Consider the following 17,719-nt stretch of genomic DNA (forward strand, 5'->3'; position numbering starts at 1 on the left):
GCCTAGACCTGCTCGACGATGACGAGCGTGCCCCGGCTGCCCGGGCGCACGGCATGTTCCACCCCGGCCGGGACGAGGTACATCTCCCCGGCCCGTACGTCGACGTCGACGCCGTCGGCCACGAGCACTGCGTGTCCCGCCGCCGCGATGTACACCGCGGCGGCGGCGCTCGGGCTGCCTCGGCGCGCGGAACGGGGCATCACGGTTTACGGGCGAGTCCCCCGTGCTCGGCGACGACCTCCGGGACGGGTGAACCGGGCTCGGGGCGCCACCGGGTGACGGAGACGACGCCGGGTTCGACGAGTTCCAGGCCGTCGAAGTACCCGGTGATCGCGTCGACCGTGCGCAGGTTGTACGGGATCGCGCCGCTGCTGTTGTAGGCGTCCTGGGCCTGCTCGAAGACCGGATCGATGCCGCGCGACCCGTCGTTGACGGACAGGTAACTGCCCGGCGGCAGGGCGTCCATGAGCCGGTCCACGATCGAGCGGGCCCGGTCGTAGTCGGCGACGTGGCCCAGGATGTTGCTGAGGACCAGCGCGGTGGGCCGGGTGAGGTCCAGCGTCTCGGCGGCGATCGCGAGGATGCGGTCGGGGTCCGTGACGTCGGCGTCGATGTAGGAGGTGGCGCCCTCGGGGGAGGAGTACAGCAGCGCGCGGGCGTGGGCCAGAACCATCGGGTCGTTGTCGACGTAGACGATCCGTGCCTCGGGAGCGAGCCGCTGGGCCACCTCGTGGGTGTTCTCGGCGGTCGGCAGGCCCGTGCCGATGTCCAGGAACTGCCGGATGCCCGCCTCGGAGACGAGGTACGCGATGCTGCGGCGCAGGAAGGCGCGGCTGCCGCGGGCGATGGTGACGATGCCGGGGAAGACGGCGGTGTAGGCGTCGCCGGCCGCCTCGTCGACCGGGTAGTTGTCCTTGCCGCCGAGCCAGTAGTTCCAGATGCGGGCCGAGTGCGGCACCGAGGTGTCGATCTTCTGGTGCGTCGCCGGCTCGGGCGTCGTCGCCGGATCGGTCATGGGTCGTGTCCCTCTTTCAGCCAAGACGTGGGTCAGCCATGGCACAACCTACGTCCGAACACCCTTCCACCACCTCCCGGTTCGTGTTTCCGGCGGCCGCGTGCGGACCCGGCCGGGACTGCCGGGACGCGGTGGTCGCGGGTGTGAGGGGCCGGTAGGGAAAACCCTCGATTGACCCGTCATTGGGTGACATGGCTCGGTCAATACTGTCATCCTCCCTCCGCATGCTGATCCACCCCACCGGTTCACGGATCACGCCTCGCACAGCTCAGCTCACCCGGGCGACAGACCCGTCTGCCCGTCTGTCACCGGCCGCCGACCGGCGGCCGCAGCAGGAGGAGTACGAGTGAGACCCCACAGACCCCTTCCCCACAAGCGCGCCACGGTCGGAGCCGCCCTGGTCTCCACCGCGGCCTTCCTCGCCGTCGGCCTCCAGGCGGTCCCGTCGACCGCCGCCCCGGCCGCCCCCCACGCCGGCACGCTGCGCACCGGCGGTCTGGAGGCCAAGCTCAGCCCGGCCCAGCAACAGGCGCTGATGAAGAGCGCCCAGGAGAAGACCGCCACGACCGCCCGCAGCCTCGGCCTCGGCGCGCAGGAGAAGCTGGTCGTCAAGGGCGTCGTGAAGGACAACGACGGCACCGTGCACACGCGCTACGAGCGCACCTACGCCGGTCTGCCCGTCCTCGGCGGCGACCTCGTCGTGCACACCCCGCCGGCCTCCCTGGCCAAGGGGACCGTGAGCACCACCTTCAACAACAAGCGCAAGATACAGGTGCGTTCCACCGCCGCGACCTTCACCAAGTCGGCCGCCCAGACCAAGGCGCTGAAGGCCGCGAAGGCCCTGGACGCCAAGACGCCCACCACCGACAGCGCCCGCAAGGTGATCTGGGCCGGCGCCGGCACCCCGAAGCTCGCCTGGGAGACGGTGGTCGGCGGCTTCCAGGACGACGGCACCCCCAGCCAGCTGCACGTCATCACCGACGCCACCACCGGCAAGGAGCTGTACCGGTACCAGGCGATCAAGACCGGCACCGGCAACACCCAGTACAGCGGCACCGTCACACTGGGCACCTCGCTGTCCGGCTCGACGTACCAGCTGAACGACACCACGCGCGGTGGTCACAAGACCTACAACCTCAACCGGGGCACCTCCGGCACCGGCACCCTGATGACGGACGCGGACGACGTCTGGGGTGACGGGACCGGCTCCAACACCCAGACCGCCGGCGCCGACGCCGCCTACGGCGCGCAGGAGACCTGGGACTTCTACAAGAACACCTTCGGCCGCAGCGGCATCCGCAACGACGGTGTCGCCGCCTACAGCCGTGTCCACTACAGCAGCGGCTACGTCAACGCCTTCTGGGACGACAGCTGCTTCTGCATGACCTACGGCGATGGCTCGGGCAACACCCACGCCCTGACCTCGCTGGACGTGGCCGGCCACGAGATGACGCACGGCGTCACCTCCAACACGGCGGGCCTGGAGTACAGCGACGAGTCCGGCGGCCTGAACGAGGCCACCTCGGATATCTTCGGCACCGGAGTGGAGTTCTACGCGAACAACTCCAACGACGTCGGTGACTACCTCGTCGGCGAGAAGATCGACATCAACGGCGACGGATCGCCGCTGCGTTACATGGACAAGCCGAGCAAGGACGGCGGTTCGGCGGACAGCTGGTACAGCGGCGTCGGCAACCTCGACGTGCACTACTCCTCGGGCCCGGCGAACCACATGTTCTACCTGCTGTCCGAGGGCAGCGGCACCAAGGTCATCAACGGCGTGACCTACAACAGCCCGACCTCCGACGGCGTCGCCGTCACCGGCATCGGCCGGGCCGCCGCGCTTCAGGTCTGGTACAAGGCGCTGACGACGTACATGACGTCCAGCACCAACTACGCCGACGCCCGCGCCGCCGCCCTGCGCGCGGCCTCGGACCTGTACGGCGCCAACTCGACGCAGTACGCCGGGGTGGGCAACGCCTTCGCCGGCATCAACGTCGGAAGCCACATCAACCCGCCGGCCAACGGGGTGACGGTCACCAACCCGGGCAGCCAGTCCTCCACCGTCGGCACCGCCGTGAACCTGCAGATCCAGGCGACCAGCACCAACAGCGGCGCGCTGAGCTACAGCGCCTCCGGCCTGCCCGCCGGTCTGTCGATCAACAGCTCGACCGGTCTGATCTCCGGCACGCCCACCACGGCGGGCACGTCCAGCACCACCGTGACGGTGACCGACTCCACCGGCGCGACCGGCACCGCGACCTTCTCCTGGACGGTCAGCACGACCGGCGGCTGCACCTCCAGGCAGCTGCTCAGCAACCAGGGCTTCGAGTCCGGCAACACCGGGTGGACCGCCACCAGCGGCGTCATCACCACCGACAGCGGTGAGGCTGCGCACAGCGGCTCCTACAAGGCCTGGCTGGACGGCTACGGCTCCTCGCACACCGACACGCTGTCCCAGTCGGTGACGATCCCCGCGAACTGCAAGGCCAGCCTGACCTTCTACCTGCACATCGACTCCGCGGAGACCACTTCCAGCGTCCAGTACGACAAGCTGACGGTGACCGCGGGTTCGAAGACGCTCGCAACCTACTCGAACCTCGACAAGGCCTCCGGCTACAGCCAGAAGACCTTCGACCTGTCCTCGCTGGCGGGCTCGACGGTCACGCTGAAGTTCAACGGCGTGGAGGACTCCTCGCTCCAGACCAGCTTCGTCGTGGACGACACGGCCCTGACGACCAGCTGAGCCCTTGCGGCGCGCGGTCCCGCACCCCGTTCCCGGGGTGCGGGACCGTCGTGTGTGGTGTCAGCTCAGCGGATCCAGCGTCAGATACGCCTGCTGCGGGCCGCCGTCGTGCACCAGCGACTCCTGGTTGCCGACGTCGTCGAAGGCGAACGCGTACGCCTTCCCGTCCGCGGTCCGGGCATGGATCTCGCGCGCGTACTGGTTGGTCACCGCGTCCCGGTAGAAGTTCGCCGTCGTGGTGTCCGGCTGGTTCGCGTTGACCAGCAGGGTCGAGCGGTTGAAACCGGCGCACAGCGTACGGGAGATGGGGCCGCGTACCTGGTCGTTGGGCGCGTCCAGCAGCTTGTGGCAGCCGAAGATGCTGGCGGCGTCCGGTTTCTGGAAGCTCGTGACGACGGCGCCGGAGGAGTTGGTGAAGTTCATGACGTTGCCCGAGACCCGGCCGTAGTACTTGGTGTTCGGCTGGTCGGCGAACGGTGTGACCGTCAGGGTCGACGTCGTGTACTTCCGCCAGACGCGGTCGACGTAGTCGTCCATCACGTTCGCGGGCAGGGCTCCCGTCTCCACGCCGTACAGCGGTGACAGTGCGCGCAGCACGGTGCCGTCGGAGCGCGTCTGGACCAGGCCGGCCCAGCCGCCGGGCTGTCCGCGCAGTGCGCTGAAGAAGCCGGACCAGCCGCCTGACTTCAGATGCCCGGTGCTGCTCACGCTGCCGTCGGCACGCTGCACCCCGACCGCGTACGGCGCCGAGAACATGTCCACCTGGGTGCTGTTGAGCCACAGCCCGGAGTCGTTCAGCGTGTACTCCGACCAGTTGAAGAGGATGTCCCGGTTGGGATCGGAGGGGTTCTGGACGGCGGGCTGCACCAGGCCGCCGGTGGTGAGCCTGAAGTCGAGCTTCCGGCCGTAGGAGAAGTAGATCCGGCCGGAGAACTTCGGGATGCGGATGGTCTTGGACTGGCCGGCGGCCGGGCCGGGTATCGCGGCGTCCGGCGCCGGAGTCGGCGGATTCCCGCCCGCCGGCCAGGCATGGAAGGCGCCGTTCGCGTCGGCCCAGCCCTGGCGTCCCGAGGACAGCTGGGTGCCGAGGTCGTAGACGTAGACCGGTTCGGACCGGCCCGAGTTGTTGGTGATCTTCAGGGGGATGGTGTCGGGCACCGCGGCACCGGCCTGTTCCGGTGCGCCGAGTACGAGCACTCCGCCGAGCAGGGCCGCGGCTGCGGCCGGGGGCAGCGCGCGGCGTGTGAACCTGTGAGGCACTCTCCACCTCCGTGTGGGGTCGGGGCTGTACGGAATTGGTCCGTACCTGTCTGAGAGCGCTCTCAGCGTCGGGCCAGGACGCGTGCATGTCAATGGCGGCGACGGGATCGGCCCGGCGTTCACCGTCGGGCGGACGCCGGGGCCTTGCTCAGAACGTGCGCTCGAGCAGGGCGAGCAGCGCGGCCCAGTGCCGTTCGGTGGCCACCCGGTCGTAGGCGGAGGTGTCCGCCTGGGTGTAGCCGTGGTGGGCGCCGGTGTAGACCTCGCAGGTGTGCCGCACGCCGGCGGCGCTCAGGGCCTCCTCGAACCGCGCCATCTGCTCCGGGGTCAGCGACGGGTCCTCGTCGGCGTGCCCGAAGTACAGTTCCGCCGTGATGCGCGGGGCCTCCAGGTGCGGGCTGCTCGGCGCGTCGGTGGCGAGCTGTCCGCCGTGGAAACCGGCCGCCGCCGCGACCCGGTCCGGATGCGCGCCCGCGGTCCACAGCGCGAGCCGGGCGCCCATGCAGTAGCCGGTCAGCGCGACCCCGCCGGCGGTGACGAGGGAGCTGTCGGCCAGCCACCGCAGATAGGCGCCCGCGTCCCGCTTGACCAGGTCCGGCGTCAGTCCGGCGAGGATCGGCCCGAGCCGCTCCCAGACGGTCGGGTCGGAGTCCGGGTCGATGAACTCGGGCAGGTCCACGACCGGCGCCCGGCCGAGCCGGTAGAACACGTTCGGTACCAGCACGGTGTAACCGGCGCCGGCGAGCCGGTCGGCCATCGAACGCAGGTGCGGCCGCAGCCCGTAGGCGTCCTGGTAGAGCAGTACGCCCGGACGGGGCCGTCCGTCGGCCGGGTGGACGAGGTAGGCGTCGGCGACACCGTCCTCGGTGGGGATGTCGACAACGTTTCCCTGGACATCGCTCATGGTGAAAGCCCTCCCTCGGGGAATGGACGCCGACGGGCGATGGTCAGGGGCGCCGCGGCTGCGGTCCATGCTTTCACGCAAGATCAGGAACCCCGCACCCGGTGGGCCGTTCGCTCACTCGAAGCGCCGGTGGGCCGGTTGTTCACTCGAAGCGGGTGGTGTCCCCGGCGCCCCGCCGGACGATCTCCGCCTCCCCGCCGGAGAAGTCGACCACCGTCGTGGGCTCCGTGCCGCAGTCGCCCGAGTCGACGACGGCGTCCACCACGTGGTCGAGCCGGTCCTTGATCTCCCAGCCCTGGGTCAGCGGCTCACCCTCGTCCGGCAGCAGCAGCGTGCTGGACAGCAGCGGCTCGCCCAGCTCCGCCAGCAGCGCCTGGGTGACCACATGGTCGGGGATCCGCACGCCCACGGTCTTCTTCTTCGGATGCAGCAGCTTGCGCGGCACCTCGCGGGTGGCGGGCAGGATGAACGTGAAGCTGCCGGGCGTCGACGCCTTCACCGCGCGGAACACGTCGTTGTCCACGCGTACGAACTGGCCGAGCTGCGCGAAGTCACGGCACATCAGCGTGAAGTGGTGCCGGTCGTCCAGCCGTCGGATGGAGCGGATCCGGTCCATGCCGTCCCGGCTGCCCAGTCGGCAGCCGAGCGCGTAGCAGGAGTCGGTCGGGTATGCGATGAGCGCCTCCGCACGCACGGCGTCGGCGATCTGCGCGATGCTGCGCGCTTGCGGGTTCTCGGGATGCACGTCGAAGTACTTCGCCACCCGTCGAGCTTATGCCGTCCCGCGCGCCGCACGCGCACCGCACGCGCCCGTACCCCCCTGCGAGCCCGAAGCGGCGCACGCGCCCCGCCGGTATCGGCCGGGCACCGTGCGGTCCGCCGGCCGGGCGCTCCGCCCCGGTCGCGGTCTGATCGCCCGCTCCCCGGATCGCGCGAATCCGGCGTGCGTACGTCATGGATTCCGGGGCATCCGACCTCTGAGCCGCCCGGGGCCGTCCCCCCGTCCCGGGCGCGGCGTCTCCGCCGGCGGCCACACCCCCCCAGGCCGCCGGCGGAGCCCTGTCCGGCGGCTCCGGCCCGCGGACGCGACCGGATCCAGGCGCCACCGGGACCGGGCGTCACCGGGCCAGGGCGTCACCGGACGCGCGCACCGGCGCGGGAACGGCGGGGAGCCGGCCGGGCCGCGTCGTCACCGGGCCGGGCCGTCACCGGGCCGCGGGCGCGGCGGGCAGGTTGAACACGTGCCGGGGGGAGATGATCTCCGTGATGGCCTCGCCGAACAGCGTGCTGGGTTCGTTCCGGCCGTGGTCGATGTCGGTGTTGAGCAGGACCACGACGGTCGTCCGGGTCGCCGGGAGGTAGATGGTCAGCGACTCGTAGCCGGGCAGGGAACCGTTGTGGCCGATCCATCCCTGCACATTGAAGATGCCCAGCCCGTAGCCGGCGCCCGGGATCGGCGTCGCCGGGGTGATGAGGCGCTGCCTCTGCGTGGCGGTGCTGATCATCCGCCGGCCGTCGGGCAGTTCGCCGGTGGCGACCGTGGGCGCCCAGATGTGCAGGTCGTCGAGGGTGGAGATCATCGCTCCCGCGGCCCAGCCCCAGGACGGGTTCCAGCCCGCGGTCTCGGCGACCTTGCCGTTCGCCGTCTGGTCGGTGTAACCCTGCGCGTGCGGCCGGGGGAACTCGCTGCCGTCCGGAAAGAGCGTGTCCTTCATACCGGCCGGGACGAGGATGTGCTGCTCGATGTAGTCCCCGAGGCGCTGACCGCTCTCCTTCTCCACGACCAGACCGAGCAGGATCAGATTGGTGTTGGAGTAGAAGAACTTCTGGCCGGGCTGGAACATCACCGGATGTCCGAAGGCGTAGTCGAGCAGCTGTTGCGGAGTGAAGGACCGCTGCGGATCGGACGTCAGGGCCTTGAAGAAGCCGTCGTCCTCGGAGTAGTTGAACAGTCCGCTGCGCATCCCGGCCAGCTGCCGCAGCGTGATCCTGTCGCCGTTCGGCACGCCGTCGACGTACTTGCCGATCGGATCGTCCAGGCCGACCTTGCCCTGGTCGACGAGTTGCAGCAGCGCGGTGACGGTGAACGTCTTCGTCTCGCTGCCGATCCGCGTGTACAGGTCGGGCGTCATCCTCCGCCCGGTCGCCCGGTCGGCGACCCCGAACGAGCGGACGTAGCTCTCCTGGCCCGGCGTCCAGACGCCGACGGTCACGCCCGGCACGTTCGCCGTGCGCATGACCCGCAGTACGGCCGTGTCGAGTCGACGCGCCACATCGGGGGTCAGGGGGCGGACGTCCGGCCCCGACGGCGACGGGCTCGGCGTAGCGGAGACGTACGGGGCCGGCCCGACGGCCGGGGCCGCCCCCGCCGTCAGCGGTACCAGCAGGGATCCCGTGAGCACGGCGACCATGGACCCCCGGCGCAGGCGTACGGACACAGGCGGCATGGGCTGACTCCAAGCACATGAGGGACGACCGTGCGCTGGGCGGGACGTCGGGGCCCGGGGACGTTCCAAGGATAGGAGCGCCGGTCAGGCACCGCGCGCCGGACGAAGGGCACCAGGCGGCCCCCGGCCCGGTCCCCGCCCTGCCCGCCCGGCTCCTGCGCCCCCGGGTACGTGCCCTGCCCGTCCGGCTCCTGGGCTCCCCGGTACCCGCTCTGCCCGCCCGGCTCCTGCGCCCCCGGGTACCTGCCCTGCCCGTCCGGCTCCTGGGCTCCCGGGTACCTGCCCTGCCCGTCCGGCTCCTGGGCTCCCGGGTACCTGCCCTCCCGGACCGGCTCCTGGGCTCCGCCCGGCTCCTGCCTCCGTCCGGCCCCCGCCTCCGCCCCGCTCCTGCGTTCCGTGCTACCGGCCGCACAGCGGTGTGAGTACCGCCAGCGTGCCGTTGGCCTGTTGCAACGCCTCCTCCAGGGCACCGGGCTTGTGGAGCGTGCCGGTGCCGTCGGGCGGCACGAGCCACTCCAGGGAGCGGGCGGGCCGGTACGGGGGCGGTACGGCGACCCAGGACCCCTTCGTCGCGTACCGCAGGCCGGCGCCCACCCAGCCACCCGACGGGTCCGGCGGCAGCAGGAACCCGACCCGCTCCGCCGCCGTGTCCACCAGCGTCGGCCCGGGCACCGGCAGGGCCGGCCGCCACAGCAGGTCCAGGGTGAGCAGTCCGAGGCGGTCGGGGACGCTCAGCACGTCCCAGAACCGGCCCGCCTCCAGCAGTGCGATGCCCTCACCGTGATCCCACTCCCATTTGCACGCGCGCGGGTCGGCCGACGCCGCGGCCAGCCACTCCACGCCCCGCATCCACATCGTGTTCGTCATGCACTGCTCCGGGTGTCCTCGCTCGCCTGCCCGAGCGCAGGGAACGGCCGTGTCCGGGCACTTCGTGCGTGCGCACAGCAACCCGGCATATGCATGGTTGTAGATATTTCTACGCGGCGGAAGGGGTGGCGCACCCTGGCGTTTCTGGCGGGACGTTCGAACTCCGGCTAACGGTTCGTCACTTGGGGCAGGGGGGACACATCACCCGTACGTGATCGCCCGGAGCCGCGGGCGCTGGTGGCGAGCGTCCTGACCGCCCCGGCCGGCCCGCATCCCCCCGGAAACGGTGGGTGTGTATGCCGGAGCACGGCGTGAGCGCGGCGCGCCCTGCGGAGCCGGCTCAGGCGCCGGGCGGCTCGGGGGCCAGCACCAGCATGGTGGCGTCGTCGCGGACCTTGTAGTGCAGCCGCAGCAGGTCCTCCCACACGGCGGCGGGCAGCTCGGCGGACGGGGTGGCCGCCAGGGTGGCCAGCCGCCGCGGGAGCGGATAGAAGGCGTCGCCGTCGTCCCGCGCCTCCCACACCCCGTCGGAGGCGAGGAACAGCCGGTCGCCCGGACCGAGCGCCACCGTGACCTCCTTCGGTGGTTCCACACCGACGAGCCCGATACCCAGCGGCGGACCGGGCGCGACGGGCACCTCCCGGGCCTCGTTCTCGCCCAGCAGGACAGGCGCGGGATGACCGCAGGCCAGTACCCGCACCGTGGCCGCGTCGGCGAACTCCACCAGCAGGGCCGTCGCGAACAGCTCCGCGTGCCGTGCGTCCACCGAGTCCACCGCCAGCCGGCGGTCGAGCCGGGCCGCGACCGACTCCAGGTCCGGCTGGTCCAGGGCGGCCTCCCGGAACGCCCCCAGCAGCGACACCACCGTGGCGACCGTCCGCAGACCGTGCCCCTGCACATCGCCCATCACCGCGCGCACGCCGTACGGCCCCGCCCGTACGTCGAAGAAGTCCCCGCCCACCAGAGTCCCGTCCTGCGCGGCCCGGTAGTAGGTCGCGCATCGGACCCGCCCGACCCGGTCCGGCAGCGGCGGCAGCACGGCCCGCTGCACCGCCTCGCCGATCGCCCGCTCCGTGTGCAGCTGGGCGTCCCGGTGACTGCGCACATAGGACACGAACACGCTCAGCGCGACCACGAACACGATGGTGAGCAGGTCGGTGTTCCCGGGGCGGTTCAGATGCGCGGCCGGCACGTTCAGCACGACGACCACGCCCAGGCCGAGGAGCCCGGTCGTCAGCGGACCGTACGACAGGACCGCCAGCGGCGGGATCGCGCCCAGCAGGAAACCGAGGTCGTGCGCATGGGGCGTGATCAGCGTGGCCGTGCCGACGGCCACGAGCAGGAACACGGGCAGCACGCGTACCCACCACGGCGGCGGCGCGCCCCGCAGCCAGCCGCGATGCTCCCGGTGCCCGCGCGACGGCCAGTCGCGCACCGATCCCACATCCCCAAGCTACGCCGCCGCCGAGGCCGCGCACCCCACGGAACAGCCGGTGGCCGACCCCACGGAACAGCCGGTGGCCGACCCCACGGAAAAGGCGGCGGCCGGTCCCGCGGGAAAGCCGGCTGCCGTCCCCGCGGAAAAGGCGGCGGCGCACTCCGCGGAAACGGCGGCGGCCCACTCCGGGGAAACGGTGACGGCTCGCCCCGGGGAAAATGCCGGTGGCCCACTCCGGGGAAACGGCGGCGGCTCACCCCGGGGAAACGGTGGCGGCTCGCCCCGGGGAAATGCCGGCGGCTCACCCCGGGGAAACGGCGGCGGCTCGCCCCGGGGAAATGCCGGTGGCCCACCCCGGGGAAACGGCGGCGGCTCACCCCGGGGAAATGCCGGTGGCTCACCCCGCGGAAAAAGGTGGCTGCCGACCCTGTAAAGCCCGGTGGCCGGCCGCCCGGTCTCCCGGCCGCGGCCCCGGCCCGGCTACTCGGTGCTGCCGGCCAGGCGGGCCTCCGCCGTCGCCAGGATCTCGGTGACCCGGAGGCCGAACGCGGCGTCGCACGAGTGCGGGCGGCCCGTGCGGGCGGCCCGCACCAGCGCGTCGGCGGCCCGGGAGAGCGCCGGGACCGCACCCTCCGAACTCCCCGGCAGGACCGACACCCCCGCCTCGCCGCGCAGCTCCACGTCGGCGCCGGCCGCCGCCGGGGGAGCCGTCAGGCTCAGCGTGAGCGTGCTCGACGCGCCCGTGGCGTGGTCGAGCACCAGATGGACGGTGTCCGCCGGACCGTGCGCCGCCGCCACGACCTGCCGTACGTCGCCCAGGACCGGCAGCAGGACCGACAGGGCGTGCGGACCGACGTCCCACAGCGCGCCCTTCTCCCGCCGCCACGGCGAGGCGGCGAACGGGCTGTCGCTCGTGAACACCGATCCCAGCCACTGCGCCCGTGCCGTGAACCAGCCCGTCACGGCGGCCTGTTCCTCGATCCAGGCCTCCGGCTCCTTCTGGAAGCGCGCGGTGAAGAACACCACCGACGACACCCCGGCCCGCTCCACCGCGTCCACCACGGCCCGCCCCCCGGCGACCGACACCGCCAGCGGCTTGTCCAGCAGCAGATGACGGCCCGCGGCGGCCGCCCGCACCGCCAACTCGGCCTGCGCGGACGGCGGCAGGGCCACCGCCACCGCGTCCACGTCGGCCAGCAGGGCGTCCACGTCGGCGTACGCGGCGACGTCGTACTGCCCGGCCAGCTCCGTGGCCGCCTCCGGCCGGCGCCCCCACACCCCGGCGAACTCCAGGCCGGTGTGCCCGGCGAGGGCGGGGGCGTACGCCGCTCTCGCCCACGGGCCCGTTCCCAGCAGTCCGATGCGCATGTCGCGTTCCTTTCTCAGAGCCGTTCCCCGCACCCTCACGATGCCGCGCCCCGGTTACCCTCCGCACACGTGTGGCCAGAATCACCCGGTCCGGCGAGCCAGTCGGCGATGGTGGCGGCGATCGGCTGGCCGGTGTCCATCTCGACGAACCCGAACTGGCCGGACTGGTTGCACTCCAGGAACCACCAGATCCCGTCGGCGTCCTCAGCGAAGTCGAAGGCCCCGTAGGCCAGTTCCGCCCCCGCCATGTAGCGCAGTACGCCCTCGGCGACGCGTGGCGGCACGTCCGTGGGCAGCCAGGGGGAGGCCGACGGGGCGAAGCGGACGTCCACGTCGTCCGGGTCGGCGTCCGGGTCGGCCGGCTTGCGTGCGGCCAGCAGCGTGCCGCCGACGACGGTCAGCCGGATGTCGGCCCGCTTGGGGACCCGCCGTTGCAGCAGGGTCGGCCCGAAGGCCACCGCGGCGAAGTCGGCGTCCGGTGCGACCCGGCTGGTCGGCACCGCCCGGGGCGGCTCCTGCGGATGCGCCCCGGAGACCGGCTTGACGACCAGGTCCGGGAAGCGCTCCGCGAACTCCCGTGCCGCCTGCGGGAACGTCGTGATGAGGGTGGCCGGCACCGCGAGGCCGCTGCGCTGGGCCAGCCGCAGCTGCCAGGGCTTGTGCCGGGCGCGGCGGGCGGCGTCGGGATCGTTCATCCAGCGTGCGTCACTGCAACGCAGCATGCCGTACAGCGCCTGCGAGGATTCTTCCGTCAGCCAGGCCGACGGCTGGGCGGCGCGGGCGGCCGGCGCTCCCGGCCGGCGCACCCAGACGGAGCGCAGGCCGTTCATGCTCACCAGGCGCCCGCCGACGGACAGATGTCCCCGGCCGGCGCCGTGTATGTACTCGCCCGACAGCGCCACCCCGTTGGTGAGGTCGGCGGGGTCGAGCCGGACGACGGGCACGCCGGCCTCGCCCAGCCGGAGGACCACCATGTCCGCCGTCACGTCTTCCTGATTGGTCAGGATGAGCACGGTCATCTTTCAGAGTCCGCGGTTCAGTCGTCGAAGTGCGTCTTGGAACCGGCGGTGGAGGTCGTGGTTCCGAGTGCTTTCAGGGTCGCGTGGTCGGTGGCGGCGATGCGCCCGTCCGGGAGGACGTTCAACTGCAGTCCGGAGTCGTACGCGTACGGAGTGGTGTCCTCCAACTGCACAGCGGGCCGCGCATAGTTGAGCGTGAACGGTTGCATGCTCTCTCCCTGATTAGGCTTTCACGTCCTTATACGAATCGAACGGGTGATTGGTTTCCTTACGCTGCGTAACCATCGTCCGCGGCGGGGCCGTTCGTGCGTCGGCCAGTAGGACGCGGGAAGAGGCCGCGAGGCTGCGCCCCGCCGCCGCCGTCTCAACCCGTGAGCGCCTCCCGGGCGGCGGCGAGAGCCTGTTCGGCGTACCCGCGTCCGAACAGCACCACGTGCACCAGTAGCGGGAAGAGCTGGTGCAGCGCCACCCGGTCCCGCCAGCCGTCGGCCAGGGGTGTCACCTGCCGGTAGCCGGCGAGCACCCGGTCGAGATGGGGGCAGCCGAACAGCCGGAGCATCGCCAGGTCGGTCTCGCGGTGCCCGCCGTGCGCGGCCGGGTCGATGAGCCGGACCTCGCCGTCGGCGCCCCACAGCACGTTTCCGTTCCACAGGTCGCCGTGCAGCCGGGCGGGTGGCTCGGCCGGCCCCGCCAGCTCGGGCAGCCGCGCGCAGACCCGCTCGAACACGGTCGCCTCGGCCGGGCGGAGCGTGCCGCGGTCGACCGCGCCGCGCACATAGGGCAGTACGCGGTGCTCGGCGTACCAGCGGGGCCAGTCGGCGCCCGGCGCGTTGCGCATGGGGGCGAGACCGATGTAGGCGTCCTCGGGGCCGTCGGGCGGTGGTGACCCGAAACGGGCCGCGCCGGCCGCGTGCAAGCGGGCCAGGGCCTGGCCGAAACTAAGCGCCGCGTCGGGGTCGGGAGACCCCGTCGGCACCCGCTCCGTCACCATCCAGCGCTCATCGTGCCCGAGTACCGCCGGCACCCTGACCGCGTCCGCGGCGGCCAGCCAGCGCAGCCCCGCCACCTCGGCGCGCACCGCCCCCGGGCCGTCGCCACGCTTGACCATCACCAGGGTTCCGTCGTCCAGCCGTACTTCCGCGGGCGAGCCCGACGACCGCCGGGCGCCGGTGACCGGGCGCCCGGTGAGCCGGGACGCCACCCGTCCTGGATCCTCGTCTCGGTTGACCACGGCCCCAGGGTACGGCCCACAAGTAGGGCTCCACTGCGGGCACTTCAACCATTGATACGACGGATTTCAGCCAAACCCAGGCAGTTACTACCCGTGGTGATCCGGTACGGCTAGCGTGAGGGCGCCGCGTCGCCACACCAGGGGCACAGGGCCCCGCAGGGACTAGCGCGCGGCGGAGGATTCCCCCCGTGACCACAGCATCCGTGCTGATGGCCGACGTCTTCGAAGTCCAGCCGTACACCTCCCACTGCGAGGTCATCCTCGATGAGGGCGCACACGCCGTCATCGGGGTGTCCCCGGGCAACAGTTACTTCTCCGCCCGGCGCCTGCACGACCTCGCCCGCTGGGGGCTGGACCACTTCGACCGGGTCGACTTCGTGTACACCGACCTGTACGTCGCCGAGATGTACGAGGCCTCCGGCTATCCACCGGACGAGGCCCGCCGCAAGGCCGTCAAGAACCTCCGCGGAGTGCGCGCCAAGGTCCGTGACGCCGTGTCGGCGGCCGACCCGGACGGCACCAGGCTGGACTGGCATCCGATGTCGGAGTTCCGCACCAACCCCGCCTACCAGGAGATACACCAGCACCTGAAGGGGCGGCTGGTCTCCGACGGCGCCTTCCGTGCCGTGTGCGAGGCTCTGGTGAATCGTTTCCTCGCAGCACGCGGAGAGACCCCGAACGAGCGGCGGCGCGCCGTGTGCCTGGAGTACGTGTGCGCCGAGGCGCCGCTGTTCCTGGACACCCCGGCCATTCTCGGGGTGCCCTCCTCGCTCAACTGCTACCACCAACTCCTGCCGATGGCCGAACTGCTCTACTCCCGCGGCGCCGGCCTGCGCGCCTCCCGCAACCAGGGCCACGCCATCGTCACCCCCGCCGCCCTCGAAGGAGCCGCGCCGTGATCACCATCCCCGACACCCGCACCGACCACCCCCCTTTGCTCGACTTCCCGTTCTCCTGGGACGGCACCCGGGTGCCCGCCGAGGTCGGGGAGCTGCGCGCCGCCACCCCCGTGCGGCGGGTGCGGACCATCGCCGGCGACGAGGCCTGGCTGGTGTCGTCGTACGAGCTGTGCGCGCAGGTCCTCAAGGACGACCGGTTCTCCCTCAAGGACACCTCCGCGCCCGGCGTTCCCCGGCAGTACGCGCTCACGATCCCGCCCGAGGTCGTGAACAACATGGGCAACATCACCGGGGCGGGACTGCGCCGCGCGGTGATGAAGGCGCTCAACCCCAAGGCGCCGGGCCTGACGGACTGGCTGCGCAGAGAGGCCCACCGGCTGGTCGACCTCATCGTCGCCGAGGGGCCGACGGCCGACCTGCGCGGGGCGTTCTGCGAGCCGTACTCGGCCGGGATGCACTGCCGCATCCTCGGCATCCCGCAGACCGAGGCCCCGGCCTTCCTGCGCAGCCTGGACATCGCCTTCATGAACTCCCCGTGCCCGATCACCGGCGCGCGCCTCAACTGGGACCGGGACATCTCCCGGATGGCGGCCCTGCTCGACGACCCGGCCACGCACGGGCTGATGGGCGAACTGGCCGCCCTGCGCGACGACCCCGAGTACGCGCACCTCACCGACGAGATGCTGGCCACCGTCGGCGTCACCCTGTTCGGCGCCGGCGTCATCTCCACCTCGGGCTTCCTCACCATGGCCCTGGTCTACCTGCTCACCCACCCCATCGCCCGCGACCTGCTGAGGGACCGCCCCGAGCTGATCGGCCCCGGTGTGGAGGAGCTGCTGCGGGTCAACCTCTCCATCGGCGACGCCCTGCCCCGCCTCGCCCTCGAAGACCTCCGGCTCGGCGACGTCGACGTACGCGCGGGCGAACTCGTCCTCGTCCTGGTGGAGGGCGCCAACCTCGACCCGGAGAAGTTCGCGGACCCGCACCGCTTCGACGTCCACCGTGACAACACCGCCGACCACCTCTCCTTCGGCGGCGGGGCCCACTACTGCCCCGCGACCGCGCTCGGCCGTACCCACGCCCGCATCGCCCTCGAGGTCCTGCTCGACCGCCTGCCGGACGTCGCGCTCGCCGTCCCGCCGGGCCAACTGGTCTGGCGCACCGGGTTCATGAAGCGCATCCCCGAGCGGCTCCCGGTGACCTGGTAACCCGCGGCACCCCGCCATCCGTACGGCGCCCCGGCCCGGCACCCCGGGCGGGGCCGCCGCCGGCCGACGCCTCCGCGACGGCCGAAAGCCCCCCAGCGTCCGGAGCCGTCCAGCCTCCGGAGCCGTCCAGCCTCCGGGAACCCCTTCAGTGGCCGAGAGCCTTTCTGCTCCGGGAACCTTCAGCTCCGGGAACCCTTCACCGGCGGAAATAGCGGGAGCCCCTCAGGGGCCGCGAGTCCTCAGCGGCCGGAACCCCCGCGGCGGGCGGCGCGTCCTCAGCGGGCGGCCGGGTACGGCCCCCGGGTCAGTCCCACCGGATTCCCCGGCGGCAGCAGCTCCGCCTCCTCCACCGAGCGGGCCAGCGGCTCCAGCAGTGCGGCCAGCCGCTCGCTGCGCTCGGCACCCAGCGCGGCCCACGGCCCCTCGGCCGCCGCGTCGGTCAGCGCCTCGGCCTCCGCACGCACGGCCAGCCCCGCGGCCGTGAGCGATCCGTCCGCCGCGAGCCGGCCGTCCGCGCGCAGCCGCGCCACGGCCGCCGCCCAGTCCGCCTCCGCCCACTTGCGGGTCTCACGCAGGAAGGGCCCGTCGGACTCGCCGGCCGCCGCCTTGAGCACCATGGCCTCGACCGGCCCGAGCCCCAGGCTCACCAGCACCGCCACATGGGAGTCCCCGCGGTGCTCACGCAGGGTCGTCAGCCCCTGCCACAGTCGTGCGGCCGGCCGGTCCGGGCGCTCCAGCGCCTGGTTGGCGGCGGCCAGCACCCGGCCCGTGGTGTCCGCGGCCGCGGCGGCCTCCCAGGCGAGGTCCGCGGCCTTTGCGAACGCGGCGGAGCCGACGGTGTCCGCGCCGAACAGCCGCGTCATCGCCGCGTCCATCGCCTCCCACCGGGCCGCCAGCACGTCCGCCGGAGCGGCGTACGCCCAGGCGTCCGGCAGGGCGCGGGCCACGCGCGAGGGGTGGAAGACGTAGAAACAGCTCGTCACCACGGCGGGGTGCACGGCGCCGACCGGGGCGGCGCGCAGCGCGAAGTAGCCCATCCAGAACCCGCGCATCCCGAGGCCGTCCGCCGCCCGGCGTGCCTCGGGCGCGAAGTAGACGAGATCGTGCACCGGCTCGTACCGCTCCCACAGGGCCCGTGCCATCGTGTCCGCCACCGGTTCCTCCCACCGCGTCCGCCTGTCGTGCCGTCGGCACCAGCCTGCTTTATGACGGCCGTCATAACAAGGGGGGCGAGGTGGCGGCGAGGGGGCACCGTGCTGGGGGGGCTACGGCAGCCGGTCGCGGGGTCGCGGTCTTCCCTCGGCGCCGTCGCGGACC

At 72.4% G+C, this 17,719-nt stretch carries 16 protein-coding genes; 3 read left to right on the plus strand and 13 right to left on the minus strand.

Annotation, left to right across the window (positions count from 1 at the left end):
- Positions 1–2 precede the first annotated feature (2 nt).
- Positions 3–200 carry a cupin domain-containing protein gene (locus JK361_RS42665; RefSeq protein ID WP_372448743.1) on the minus strand — a complete coding sequence of 66 codons (198 nt, stop codon included), beginning with the start codon at positions 198–200 and terminating at the stop codon, positions 3–5.
- Positions 200–1,015: an SAM-dependent methyltransferase gene (locus JK361_RS28460; RefSeq protein WP_201823241.1), complete on the minus strand. Its 816-nt coding sequence runs from the start codon at positions 1,013–1,015 to the stop codon at positions 200–202. The genes JK361_RS42665 and JK361_RS28460 overlap by 1 nt, the downstream gene beginning before the upstream one ends.
- A 346-nt stretch (positions 1,016–1,361) precedes the next feature.
- Between JK361_RS28460 and JK361_RS28465 the strand changes: the two genes are divergently transcribed.
- Entirely contained in the window at positions 1,362–3,761 is a 2,400-nt protein-coding gene (locus JK361_RS28465) for a M4 family metallopeptidase (protein ID WP_201823243.1), read from the plus strand.
- A 60-nt stretch (positions 3,762–3,821) separates the two neighbouring features.
- Here JK361_RS28465 and JK361_RS28470 read toward each other — a convergent pair whose 3' ends face one another.
- The 10 genes from JK361_RS28470 to JK361_RS28515 all read right to left on the minus strand — a co-directional run bounded on the left by JK361_RS28470 (position 3,822) and on the right by JK361_RS28515 (position 14,265).
- Positions 3,822–5,021, minus strand: coding sequence for a glycoside hydrolase family 64 protein (locus JK361_RS28470; protein ID WP_201823245.1), 1,200 nt, complete (start codon positions 5,019–5,021; stop codon positions 3,822–3,824).
- A gap of 148 nt (positions 5,022–5,169) precedes the next feature.
- Positions 5,170–5,925, minus strand: a complete 756-nt coding sequence (locus JK361_RS28475) for a dienelactone hydrolase family protein (protein ID WP_201823246.1) — start codon at positions 5,923–5,925, stop codon at positions 5,170–5,172.
- A 142-nt stretch (positions 5,926–6,067) separates the two neighbouring features.
- A complete protein-coding gene (locus tag JK361_RS28480) occupies positions 6,068–6,688 on the minus strand; it encodes an L-threonylcarbamoyladenylate synthase (protein ID WP_201823255.1) in 621 nt (206 codons plus the stop codon).
- Positions 6,689–7,130: 442 nt separating this feature from the next.
- The gene (locus JK361_RS28485; protein ID WP_201823259.1) at positions 7,131–8,372 is read right to left on the minus strand and encodes a serine hydrolase domain-containing protein; all 1,242 of its coding nucleotides are present in this window, start codon (positions 8,370–8,372) and stop codon (positions 7,131–7,133) included.
- Positions 8,373–8,771: 399 nt separating this feature from the next.
- A complete protein-coding gene (locus JK361_RS28490) occupies positions 8,772–9,239 on the minus strand; it encodes a hypothetical protein (RefSeq protein WP_201823261.1) in 468 nt (155 codons plus the stop codon).
- A gap of 340 nt (positions 9,240–9,579) precedes the next feature.
- A complete protein-coding gene (locus JK361_RS28495; protein ID WP_201823264.1) occupies positions 9,580–10,683 on the minus strand; it encodes a PP2C family protein-serine/threonine phosphatase in 1,104 nt (367 codons plus the stop codon).
- Positions 10,684–11,157: 474 nt separating this feature from the next.
- Entirely contained in the window at positions 11,158–12,045 is an 888-nt protein-coding gene (locus JK361_RS28500; protein ID WP_201823266.1) for a Gfo/Idh/MocA family protein, read from the minus strand.
- Between the two features lie 35 nt (positions 12,046–12,080).
- The gene (tgmB, locus tag JK361_RS28505) at positions 12,081–13,064 is read right to left on the minus strand and encodes an ATP-grasp ribosomal peptide maturase (protein WP_201823268.1); all 984 of its coding nucleotides are present in this window, start codon (positions 13,062–13,064) and stop codon (positions 12,081–12,083) included.
- 17 nt (positions 13,065–13,081) lie between these two features.
- Positions 13,082–13,273 (minus strand): putative ATP-grasp-modified RiPP, encoded by a 192-nt coding sequence (gene tgmA / locus JK361_RS28510; protein ID WP_201823270.1) that lies wholly within the window; start codon positions 13,271–13,273, stop codon positions 13,082–13,084.
- A gap of 155 nt (positions 13,274–13,428) precedes the next feature.
- Positions 13,429–14,265, minus strand: a complete 837-nt coding sequence (locus tag JK361_RS28515; protein WP_201823545.1) for a fructosamine kinase family protein — start codon at positions 14,263–14,265, stop codon at positions 13,429–13,431.
- A 218-nt stretch (positions 14,266–14,483) separates the two neighbouring features.
- Here JK361_RS28515 and JK361_RS28520 point away from each other — a divergent pair, with 218 nt between their 5' ends.
- Together JK361_RS28520 and JK361_RS28525 are read left to right on the plus strand one after the other, a co-directional pair.
- A complete protein-coding gene (locus JK361_RS28520) occupies positions 14,484–15,194 on the plus strand; it encodes a cyclodityrosine synthase (protein WP_307787336.1) in 711 nt (236 codons plus the stop codon).
- Complete coding sequence (locus tag JK361_RS28525; protein ID WP_307787337.1) at positions 15,191–16,402, plus strand: cytochrome P450; 1,212 nt, start codon at positions 15,191–15,193, stop codon at positions 16,400–16,402. The genes JK361_RS28520 and JK361_RS28525 overlap by 4 nt, the downstream gene beginning before the upstream one ends.
- 275 nt (positions 16,403–16,677) lie before the next feature.
- Here the strand turns inward: JK361_RS28525 and JK361_RS28530 are convergent, their stop codons facing one another.
- Positions 16,678–17,556, minus strand: coding sequence for an SCO6745 family protein (locus JK361_RS28530; RefSeq protein ID WP_201823272.1), 879 nt, complete (start codon positions 17,554–17,556; stop codon positions 16,678–16,680).
- Positions 17,557–17,719: the final 163 nt, after the last annotated feature.

Origin of the sequence: Streptomyces musisoli (genome assembly GCF_016741855.1) — a bacterium.
GTDB lineage: Bacteria > Actinomycetota > Actinomycetes > Streptomycetales > Streptomycetaceae > Streptomyces > Streptomyces musisoli.